The organism is Vibrio fujianensis, from assembly GCF_002749895.1.
In the GTDB taxonomy this organism is placed as follows: Bacteria; Pseudomonadota; Gammaproteobacteria; order Enterobacterales; family Vibrionaceae; genus Vibrio; species Vibrio fujianensis.
Genome location: NZ_NBUS01000054.1, coordinates 1 through 10,408 on the forward strand (window position 1 = coordinate 1; position 10,408 = coordinate 10,408).

At 43.2% G+C, this 10,408-nt stretch carries 8 protein-coding genes and 1 pseudogene; 3 read left to right on the forward strand and 6 right to left on the reverse strand.

All coding sequences use genetic code 11. The annotated features are described in order from the left end of the window. Nucleotides 1-364: 364 nt before the first annotated feature. Both B7C60_RS13180 and vexH read left to right on the forward strand, forming a co-directional pair. Entirely contained in the window at nt 365-1,420 is a 1,056-nt protein-coding gene (locus B7C60_RS13180; protein ID WP_099612063.1) for an efflux RND transporter periplasmic adaptor subunit, read from the forward strand. Continuing rightward, nucleotides 1,420-4,530 carry a vibriobactin export RND transporter permease subunit VexH gene (gene vexH, locus B7C60_RS13185; RefSeq protein WP_099612064.1) on the forward strand — a complete coding sequence of 1,037 codons (3,111 nt, stop codon included), beginning with the start codon at nt 1,420-1,422 and terminating at the stop codon, nt 4,528-4,530. Before B7C60_RS13180 ends, vexH begins: the two co-directional genes overlap by 1 nt. A gap of 67 nt (nt 4,531-4,597) precedes the next feature. On the opposite strand, the gene B7C60_RS13190 is transcribed toward vexH, so the two are convergent. Further along, complete coding sequence (locus tag B7C60_RS13190) at nt 4,598-5,200, reverse strand: DUF6198 family protein (protein ID WP_099612065.1); 603 nt, start codon at nt 5,198-5,200, stop codon at nt 4,598-4,600. A 482-nt stretch (nt 5,201-5,682) separates the two neighbouring features. On the opposite strand from B7C60_RS13190, the gene glyA reads away from it, so the two are divergent. Further along, the gene (gene glyA / locus B7C60_RS13195; protein ID WP_099612066.1) at nt 5,683-6,933 is read left to right on the forward strand and encodes a serine hydroxymethyltransferase; all 1,251 of its coding nucleotides are present in this window, start codon (nt 5,683-5,685) and stop codon (nt 6,931-6,933) included. Nucleotides 6,934-7,012: 79 nt separating this feature from the next. Here glyA and B7C60_RS13200 read toward each other — a convergent pair whose 3' ends face one another. From B7C60_RS13200 to B7C60_RS19270, 5 genes and pseudogenes are all read right to left on the reverse strand, one after another. After that, nucleotides 7,013-7,339, reverse strand: a complete 327-nt coding sequence (locus B7C60_RS13200) for a hypothetical protein (RefSeq protein ID WP_099612067.1) — start codon at nt 7,337-7,339, stop codon at nt 7,013-7,015. Between the two features lie 126 nt (nt 7,340-7,465). Next, entirely contained in the window at nt 7,466-8,431 is a 966-nt protein-coding gene (gene lipA / locus B7C60_RS13205) for a lipoyl synthase (RefSeq protein ID WP_099612068.1), read from the reverse strand. After that, nucleotides 8,428-9,090, reverse strand: a complete 663-nt coding sequence (gene lipB, locus B7C60_RS13210; RefSeq protein ID WP_099612069.1) for a lipoyl(octanoyl) transferase LipB — start codon at nt 9,088-9,090, stop codon at nt 8,428-8,430. The genes lipA and lipB overlap by 4 nt, the downstream gene beginning before the upstream one ends. Before the next feature lie 194 nt (nt 9,091-9,284). Continuing rightward, nucleotides 9,285-9,563, reverse strand: coding sequence for a DUF493 family protein YbeD (gene ybeD, locus B7C60_RS13215; RefSeq protein WP_099612070.1), 279 nt, complete (start codon nt 9,561-9,563; stop codon nt 9,285-9,287). A gap of 135 nt (nt 9,564-9,698) precedes the next feature. Next, nucleotides 9,699-10,408, reverse strand: a pseudogene (locus B7C60_RS19270) (D-alanyl-D-alanine carboxypeptidase); the annotation flags it as partial.

Genomic DNA, 10,408 nt, shown 5'->3' on the forward strand with positions numbered 1-10,408 from the left:
CGGATTCGAACCATCGAAGGCGGAGCCGGCAGATTTACAGTCTGCTCCCTTTAGCCACTCGGGAACCCCTCCAGGGGTTTTAACGGATAGTCATTGACCATCACGTAAGTTAATCGACGTTTTCCCAACGCATCAATTAGCTGCGGAGCGCATATTATCAAACTCGCTCTTACTGTAAACCCTTTTTTTATGATTTTGAACTGAATGCTGGCTTTTTGGGCAGAAGTTATTAACTACGCTACGATTATGCGGGTAAAATGACAGCTATCCATATGATTTTCTCTGAGATCTTTACGTTACTTGACGTTTATTTACAAGATAACCAGTTACAATAAAGCAAGTTTCTTATTGTTTGACCTTAACCATGAAAAAATTATCATATCTTGTTCGTTACCTATGCACGTTCTTGGCTATTTTTATTTTCTTTCCCTTGGCGGCAAAGGAAGTTAAAAGTGTCCCTGTGGTCATTGAAAGCGTACAGATGCACCAAGTGTCACAGCATTTATCTCTGGTGGGTAAACTCCAGGCCGAACAATCGGTTGATATTGCTTCTGAAGTTTCAGGAAGAGTGGATTTTATCGCTGTAGCAACCAATCAAATCGTTAAAAAAGATCAACTGTTGGTCAAGTTAAATGACCATAAAGCTCAAGCAGCATTAGCGGAAGCACAGGCTTATTTGGTTGATGAACAACGTAAGTTGGCTGAATTTGAACGTTTGGTTAAACGCAGTGCCATTACTCAAACGGAACTAGATGCTCAAAAGGCCAGTGTCGATATTGCTCAAGCAAGGCTAGATGCAGCCAAGGCAAAATTGGCAGATTTACATATTACCGCGCCTTTTGATGGTACGATTGGATTTGTTGATTTTAGCCGTGGTCAGTTGGTCAATGTCGGTAGTGAATTACTGACATTAGATAATTTATCGCTGATGCGCTTGGATCTTTCGATTCCAGAGCGTTATTTGTCTAGTTTGTCACTTGGTATGTCGGTATCAGGTCAAACGTCGGCTTGGCCTGATCAAACCTTTCACGGTACTTTGGTTGCGATCAATTCACGCATTAATCAAGACACCCTCAATTTACCGGTTAGAGTTCACTTTGATAATAAAGAGGGAAAGCTAAAACCGGGAATGTTGCTTTCGGCTCGGATCGATTTTCCCGCCATCAGCGCTCCGATTATTCCAGTACAGGCTTTGGAGTATTCCGGCACGAAACGTTATGTATACGTCCTTGGTGACGATCAACGAGTCATCCGAACCGAGGTATTCTTAGGGGCGCGGATCGAAAATCAAGTCGTGATAGAAAAAGGGTTATCGATTGGGCAGCGTATTGTTGTGCAAGGTATTGTCAATATGCGCGATGGATTATCTGTTACCGAGGTGACCCAAGAGGGGTATCCTGTGGTAAGGGGTGAGCAATAATGTTGTTATCAGATTTTTCGGTTAAGCGACCTGTTGCTGCGTTAGTCCTGAGCTTGTTGCTGTGCGTATTCGGTTTTGTCTCTTTTTCTAAATTGGCGGTTCGAGAAATGCCAGATATTGAAAATCCTGTTGTTTCAATATCAACGCGGTATAGCGGGGCTTCGGCTACCATTATCGAAAGTCAGATCACTTCAATTCTGGAAGACCAATTAGCCGGAATTAGTGGTATTGATGAAATCAGTTCTGTAACCCGTAATGGTATGTCACGGATTACCGTCACTTTTGATTTAGGCTACGATTTAAATACAGGCGTCAGTGATATTCGTGATGCGGTCGCCAGAGCGCAACGTTCTTTACCAGAAGAAGCGGATGACCCACTGGTATTTAAAAATAATGGTTCTGGTCAGGCTTCGGTCTACATCAATTTAAGTTCTTCTACGATGGATCGAACTCAGCTTACCGATTATATCGAGCGTGTATTGGTTGATCGCTTTAGTTTGATCAGCGGTGTCAGCTCAGTGGATGTTTCTGGTGGGCTCTATAAAGTGATGTATGTACGTCTTAAGCCTGAACAAATGGCTGGGCGAGGTATCACGACCACTGATATTTCTAATGCTTTACGGCGAGAAAATATAGAAAGCCCCGGTGGACAAGTTCGAAATGATTCGACGGTGATGTCGGTACGTACCGCGAGAAGTTATCAAACACCGGAAGACTTTCAATATTTAGTCATCAAACAAGCCAGCGATCGTTCCCCGATTTATTTACAAGACGTTGCGGATGTTTTTATTGGTGCAGAAAACGAAAATTCGACCTTTAAAAGTGATGGCGTGGTAAATGTGAGCATGGGAGTAGTGCCACAATCGGATGCTAACCCACTTGATGTTGCACAGCGTGTTCACAAAGAAGTGGATCGTATTCAACAATTTTTACCCGATGGAACGCGGCTCGCCATTGACTATGACTCGACCGTTTTTATTGAACGTTCAATTGATGAAGTGTACAGCACTTTATTCATTACTGGTGGATTAGTAGTGTTGGTACTGTATATCTTTATTGGACAAGCCAGAGCAACTTTGATCCCCGCCGTTACTGTACCGGTATCTCTGATTTCATCCTTTATTGCTGCGTATTATTTTGGCTTTTCCATTAATCTCATTACCTTAATGGCTTTGATTTTATCAATTGGGTTAGTGGTCGATGATGCGATTGTGGTGATGGAAAATATTTACCACCATATTGAACAAGGCGAAAAACCGCTATTGGCAGCCTATAAAGGGACTCGAGAAGTTGGATTCGCGGTGGTGGCCACGACCTTAGTATTAGTTATGGTTTTTTTACCCATCTCATTTATGGATGGTATGGTGGGGTTATTGTTTACTGAGTTTTCTGTTTTGCTCTCAATGGCGGTTATTTTTTCATCATTAATCGCATTGACATTAACGCCAGTCTTAAGCAGTAAGATCTTAAAAAGTGGTACAAAACCAGCGCGTTTCACTTTGTTGGTCGATCGTTTGTTTAGTCGGTTAGAGTCGGGGTATCGCTTTGCTCTGAAAGGTGCACTTCGTTGGAAATGGGTGGCACCTATCGTTATTCTCGCGTGTGTCAGTGGGAGCTATGCCTTAAATAATATGGTTCCGGCACAGTTGACCCCTTCAGAAGATAGAGGGGTTATTTTTGCTTTTGTCCGTGGTGCAGACGCAACCAGTTATAATCGAATGGCAGCCAATATGGATCTGGTCGAGTCGCGTTTATTGCCTTTACTAGGGCAAGGTTTCTTGAAGTCATTTAGTATCCAATCGCCCGCTTTTGGTGGCAATGCTGGGGATCAAACCGGCTTAGTGATCATGATCTTAGATGATTGGAATGAAAGAGAGATCACCGCACAACAAGCGCTTGGGCAAATTCGGCAAGCGTTAGACGGTATCCCGGATGTGCGTGTATTTCCATTTATGCCCGGTTTTCGTGGAGGGTCGAGTGAACCCGTTCAATTTGTGTTAGGCGGCGCAGATTATACGGAGTTACAAAAATGGGCAGAGCAGTTGCAGCAAGAAGCAACCAACTCCGGCATGATGACTGGAGTCGACAGTAATTATTCGGAAAAAACGCCTGAATTAGTGGTGTCGGTTGATCGACAACGAGCTGCACAGTTGGGTATTAGCGTGCAAGAATTATCCGAAACATTGGAAGTGATGTTAGGAGGGAAAAAAGTCACCACATTTGTTGAGCGGGGTGAAGAGTATGATGTCTACTTACGTGGCGATGAAAATAGCTTTAATAATGTCACCGATCTTAGCCAAATTTATATGAGAACCTCATCTGGAGATTTAGTCACGCTTGACACGATCACTCAGATTGAAGAGGTTGCATCACCCATTCGGCTTTCCCATTATAATAAGCAAAAAGCAATCACCATTACGGCTAACTTAGTCGAAGGGTATACGTTAGGCCAAGCTTTGGACTTTCTAGATCAAAAAGCGATAAAGCTATTGCCCAGTGATATTACCGTTAGTTATTCAGGCGAATCGAAAGATTTTAAAGAGAATCAATCGAGTGTTGTGGTGGTTTTTGCATTAGCACTGCTTGTTGCCTATCTGGTATTGGCTGCCCAGTTTGAAAGCTTTATCAATCCTCTGGTGGTGATGTTTACCGTACCAATGGGCGTGTTTGGTGGTTTCATCGGATTGTTTGTCATGGAGCAGGGGCTGAATATCTATAGTCAGATTGGCATGATTATGCTGATTGGTATGGTGACCAAAAACGGCATTCTCATCGTTGAGTTTGCCAACCAACTGCGAGATCGTGGTTATGAATTCGAACAGGCTATTATTGATGCGTCTGCACGCCGTTTAAGGCCAATTTTGATGACCGCATTTACCACCTTAGCTGGTTCTGTTCCACTGATTCTTTCCACGGGGGCAGGGTATGAAAGTCGAGTATCGGTGGGGACGGTGATTTTCTTCGGTATGGGGTTTGCTTCGTTTGTGACCCTGTTTGTGGTGCCCGCCATGTATCGGCTACTGTCTCAAGCGACTCGTTCTCCTGGTTATGTAGAATCTGAACTTAACAAAGCGTTAAGCCATGATGTGAAAGGTAGAGCGAGCCATTAATGGCTGATAATGATAAATCTTGAGCCGACCATGTTCGTCGGCTTAAGATCTGCTAGAAGGCTTCGAATTAAGGTTGGTAAGTCACTTTATAGCGAGTGGGTTTATGATTCATTGCCAATACAATATTAAGAATCAATGCCCCAAAAATCGAAAGCAGGATCGTAATCGGTGAGACAAGCAATAATGAGCTGGCCAAAATGATCCCATCAATGGCCATTTGTGTTTTACCGACAGAGATAGCATATCGATCTTGAATATATAGGCAAAGCACATTAAACCCGCCCAGGCTTGCACGGTGGCGGAAAAGAATCAGCATACCCAAGCCCATCAGCAAACCTCCTGCCAAAGCACAATAAAAGGGATTTACAGTGTTGAGTGAAATAAATAGCGATAAGTGATCGGCGAAGAGAGAGACCAAAGCACCACATATCACACTGTTTAAAGCAAATCGACGGCCAAAACGACGCCAAGCCAACAGATAAAATGGGCTATTGGCGATAAAGTAAAGAACGCCGAATGACCAAGGTAGCAAATGGGTCAAGAGCAATGCGAGCCCGGCGGTTCCTCCAGTAAGCAGCTCTCCAGCTTGAAGAAAAAAAACGCCTTGAGCGACTAAAAAGGTGCCAGTTAACATCGCGATAATATCTTCTTTATGGGTATGTTTTTCCATATTGACCAATATGTTCCCTATTCTTTCAGTTTGAGTTGAGTATAGTGGCTGGTGGTCTTTCCTTGTCCGACTTGAACGAGGGTGATGATCAGCCAAAATGTATAAATAAGTCGTAGTCGGTTGGTGAGAAAGGAAATCGACTTATTCGGTCTATTTAGACCAGTAATCCGGTATACTAATGAAAACTCATTATTTTCTGTAGCAAGCGGAACAAAATTAAGGTACACCTATGTCACTGGCGCTTTACAGCGTGTAAAGCGTAAAATTGACACTTCGACAAGTGGTGCGCTTTTCCCAAGCGATAAGATGAAAAAACTTGTCCGTCATTATGAAAAAACTGCATGATATTTTGTGTGATTTGGGCTTTATGCTAAAGAACAAATTAGGTAGAATGCGCCCCATTAGGGTGACGAAAACGTTTGCGTTTGGGTCATTGTGTGGTTTTTAGCTAATTTCAGATAAATCTGAGTCAGGAGATACAGATGCTTAAGCGTGATATGAATATCGCTGATTACGATGCGGAGCTATTCGCAGCAATCCAAGAAGAAACCCTTCGCCAAGAAGAACACATCGAGCTTATTGCTTCAGAAAACTACACTAGCCCACGGGTTATGGAAGCGCAAGGTTCTCAATTAACCAACAAATACGCAGAAGGTTACCCCGGTAAACGCTATTATGGTGGCTGTGAATACGTTGATAAAGCAGAAGCATTAGCGATTGATCGCGCTTGTCAGCTATTTGGTTGTGAATATGCGAACGTTCAGCCGCACTCAGGTTCACAGGCAAACAGTGCCGTGTATATGGCACTGCTTAACCCAGGCGACACGGTTCTGGGGATGAGTTTAGCGCACGGTGGTCATTTAACTCACGGCTCCCCGGTAAACTTCTCTGGCAAGCTTTACAACATTATTCCTTATGGCATTGATGAGAGCGGTCAGATTAACTATGACGAAATGGAAGCCCTTGCGATTGAGCATAAACCTAAAATGATCATTGGTGGTTTCTCTGCTTACTCACAAATCGTTGATTGGAAACGGATGCGTGAAATTGCGGATAAAATTGATGCGTATTTATTTGTCGACATGGCTCACATTGCTGGTTTGGTGGCTGCAGGGGTTTATCCAACACCAGTACCCTATGCACATGTTGTCACCACAACAACGCACAAAACGTTAGCGGGGCCGCGCGGTGGTTTGATTTTGTCAAACACAGGCGAAGAGTTGTATAAAAAACTCAACTCAGCGGTATTCCCTGGTGGTCAAGGTGGCCCTCTAATGCACGTAATCGCGGCTAAAGCGGTGGCATTTAAAGAAGCGATGGAGCCTGAATTTAAAGCTTATCAAACTCGTGTGGTACAAAATGCCAAAGCGATGGTGAGCCAGTTCCAAGCTCGTGGTTATAAAATTGTATCCAATGGTACTGAAAACCACCTATTTTTGGTCGATCTGATTGATAAAGATATTACCGGTAAAGATGCTGACGCTGCGCTAGGTGCCGCGAATATTACCGTCAATAAAAACTCGGTACCTAACGATCCTCGTAGCCCATTTGTTACGTCTGGTATCCGTGTTGGTAGCCCAGCGATTACTCGCCGTGGTTTTACGGAGCAAGATGCGAAAGATTTGGCGAACTGGATGTGTGATGTCTTAGATAACATCAACGATCCTGCTGTGATTGAAGCAACGAAACAGAAAGTCTTAGCGATTTGTAAGCGCTTACCTGTGTACGCATAACGGCTAGTGGTTTTATTGGAAAATAAGGCCCGCATTGGCGGGCCTTATTTATAGACGAATGAGTCAATCATTGGCGATACTATTTTGAAATGCTTAGCAAGGTGCCTGACTTGCATTGAAAAAGATAGTACTTACTACTTTCGCTAAATTTACCTAACCCTTCACCATCACAATAATCAATGTTGATATCTCGCATGGTGTTTAATGTCTTTTCACTTTGTAGAGCAAACTTAGAGCCATCGGCGCAGACAATACGTACTCGACCATCATCACTGACCGAATAGATATTCACTTCGGTATTACACAGCTCAAAAGAGGCTTCACGAAAATTATCTTGTTGGGTATTAGAGCTACACCCAGCAGTCACTGCTACGGCTAGTAAAGCAAGAAAGCCGACTTTATTCATTAGCATGATCCTTATTGTCTAGATAGCGATGTTCTGTCTGCCCAAGCTAATCATTATTATTGATGTATTTGTTTAGTTTAATAAAAAAGTCGACATTTTGTCGACTTTTCTGCTATTCAGATGAATCTATTTAACTTCCATGCCTTTCGCTTGCAAATCAGCATGGTAGGAAGAGCGTACAAATGGCCCGCAAGCAGCATGGGTAAAGCCAAGCTCAAGGGCGATTTCTTTTAGCTCATCAAACTCTTCAGGTGGGACGTAGCGTTCAACCGGTAAGTGGTGGCGACTGGGGGCTAGATATTGGCCTAGCGTTAACATGGTGACACCGTGTGCACGCAAGTCTTTGAGAACTTCAATGATCTCTTCTTTGGTTTCCCCAAGCCCCATCATTAAGCCTGATTTAGTTGGGACATCTGGGTGTCTTTCTTTAAATTTTTTCAACAGTTCAAGTGACCACTTGTAGTTTGCTCCGGGGCGAGCTTTACGATACAAACGAGGGGCGGTTTCAAGGTTATGGTTAAAAACATCGGGTGGATTATCATTGAGTTTATCTAAAGCGATATCCATGCGACCCCGAAAATCGGGTACTAGTGTTTCTATTCGAATGCCTGGGTTGAGTGCTCGGATCTCCCGGTTACAATCGGCAAAATGCTGGGCTCCTCCATCACGTAAATCATCACGATCAACGGAGGTGATCACCACATATTTGAGTTTCATGTCATGGATAGTTTGGGCCAGTTTTTGGGGTTCTTCACTATCGGGCGCGATGGGGCGGCCATGGGCAACATCACAGAAGGGGCAGCGACGAGTACAAATCGCGCCAAGAATCATAAAGGTTGCAGTGCCGTGATTGAAACATTCAGCGAGGTTTGGGCAAGAAGCTTCTTCACACACGGAGTGAAGATTATTCTTACGCATTGCTGCTTTGATATCTTGGATACGTTGGCTATCCGCCGGTAATTTAATTTTCATCCATGCCGGTTTACGTAAAACTTCATGCTGCTCGGTGGGCATTGTCTTAACTGGAATTAAGGCCATTTTATCGGCGTCACGGTACTTAACGCCTCTTTCCATTTGAATTGGTTTGCTCATGCTATTTTACCTGTCAAAGGTGCTTCAGTGCTAAATTCGACTTGTTGATAACCGAATATACGGACAAGCTCTTGGATCATATTTTGTTCAACATCCTCAATACGGTGAGGGCCAGCTATGTCAGAAACCTGTGTCATTTCCATTCCTTGATAACCACAGGGGTTAATCCGTAAGAAAGGAGATAGGTCCATATTGACATTGAGGGCTAAGCCATGAAATGAACAGCCTTTACGAATACGTAAACCGAGAGAACAAATTTTTTTCTCTGCGACATACACACCGGGAGCGTCAGCTCGAGCATGCGCGTCAATGTGGTAGGTATTTAGCGTATCAATGACTAAGTGTTCAATATGGTTAACCAGATCTCGTACGCCTAGATGTTTGCGTCTTAGATTAATAAGGACATAAGCGACAAGTTGGCCAGGCCCATGATAGGTGACTTGGCCGCCGCGATCACTTTGTACAATCGGAATATCGCCAGGATTGAGAAGGTGCTCAGGTTTTCCGGCTTGGCCTTGGGTGAACACTGGATTATGTTCAACGAACCAAACTTCATCGCGAGTTGTTGCATCTCGCTGATTGGTGAACTGGTGCATCGCTTGCCAAACGGGAAAGTAATCTTGCCGTCCCAATTGTCTGATAACAAGTTGATTGTCCATTGCGATTGCCCATTCATAATATATAAAGTTTTTTGATTATAAACCTGTTAGGTCATTTGAACTACTCATCTGGCTGGCTTTTTTAACATTATATTCTGTAGGGTTACTTTAACTTTATGATAAATAAGAAAAAGCAGCCTTAGGCTGCTTTAAAAAATAATTGATTTTATTTAAAAATAATTGATAGCAATGTTTTATAGTACCATGCGCACGATGTCGATATTGCCGAGCTCTTGATAGAGTGTCTCAACTTGTTCGATAGAGGTGGCTGTAATGGTAACAGAGACAGAATGATAATTTCCTTTGCCACTGGGTTTGATTCGTGGGCTGTAATCACCTGGAGCATGGCGTTGAATCACTTCAAGGACCAACTCTGGTAGCTCAGGTTTCGCATGACCCATTACTTTATAGGTAAAGGAGCAAGGAAACTCTAGTAGATCTTTCAGTTTTGCATCAGAGTTTATTGTCATCATCGTAGAGACTCCAAGTTTGGCATCAAATTAAATGGTGGCGAATAGTACAGTTAATCAATCAAGAACTCAAGTTTGGGCAAGAGAGATGAACGGAGGGGATTTACTGCTAACCGTTCATCTATCATTGACACTTGTTTAGAAAAGCCCTTTAAATAGCAACACAATATAATCCCAAAGACGGCTAAATAAGCCGCCTTCTTTGACGTCTTCTAGTGCTATTAATGAGTATTGAGCGACATCCTTTCCTTGTAATTGATAGTAAAGCGTACCTACGACGTCGCCTTTATTAATTGGGGCTTTTAATTCTTTTTCAAGCACAAAGCTAGCGCTTAAATCTTTTGCTTGCCCACGAGGAAGAGTCACATAAGTATCTTCGTTTACACCGAGTGATACGGTCGATTTATCGCCCATCCAAATGGTTTCATCGACAAAGGTTTCGCCTGCTTTATGTGGTGCAACGGTTTCAAAGAAGCGGAAGCCATAACTGAGCAGTTTTTTACTTTCTGCTTTGCGCGCATTGATATCTTTAGTGCCCATAACGACTGCAATTAAACGCATTTTTCCTTCGGTGGCAGAGCTGACAAGGCTATAGCCTGCATTAGAAGTATGACCGGTTTTGATGCCGTCCACATTCATGCTTTTATCCCATAGCAACCCGTTACGGTTGTATTGAGTAATGCCATTATAAGTGAATTTTTGTTCAGAATAGAGCGCGTATTCATTGGGCACGTCTCGAATTAGAGCTTGGCCTAATAGTGCCATATCATAAGGAGTAGAGTAGAGGTTATCGTGATCTAATCCATGTACGTTAGCAAAATGAGTATTGCTCATTTTCAGTGATTCTG

What these genes read in the sequence shown, in the direction of transcription:
- B7C60_RS13180 (WP_099612063.1), top strand. Translation starts at nt 365, where the DNA reads ATGAAAAAATTATCATATCTTGTTCGTTACCTATGCACGTTCTTGGCT.
- vexH (WP_099612064.1), top strand. Translation starts at nt 1,420, where the DNA reads ATGTTGTTATCAGATTTTTCGGTTAAGCGACCTGTTGCTGCGTTAGTC.
- B7C60_RS13190 (WP_099612065.1), bottom strand. Translation starts at nt 5,200, where the DNA reads ATGGAAAAACATACCCATAAAGAAGATATTATCGCGATGTTAACTGGC.
- glyA (WP_099612066.1), top strand. Translation starts at nt 5,683, where the DNA reads ATGCTTAAGCGTGATATGAATATCGCTGATTACGATGCGGAGCTATTC.
- B7C60_RS13200 (WP_099612067.1), bottom strand. Translation starts at nt 7,339, where the DNA reads ATGAATAAAGTCGGCTTTCTTGCTTTACTAGCCGTAGCAGTGACTGCT.
- lipA (WP_099612068.1), bottom strand. Translation starts at nt 8,431, where the DNA reads ATGAGCAAACCAATTCAAATGGAAAGAGGCGTTAAGTACCGTGACGCC.
- lipB (WP_099612069.1), bottom strand. Translation starts at nt 9,090, where the DNA reads ATGGACAATCAACTTGTTATCAGACAATTGGGACGGCAAGATTACTTT.
- ybeD (WP_099612070.1), bottom strand. Translation starts at nt 9,563, where the DNA reads ATGATGACAATAAACTCTGATGCAAAACTGAAAGATCTACTAGAGTTT.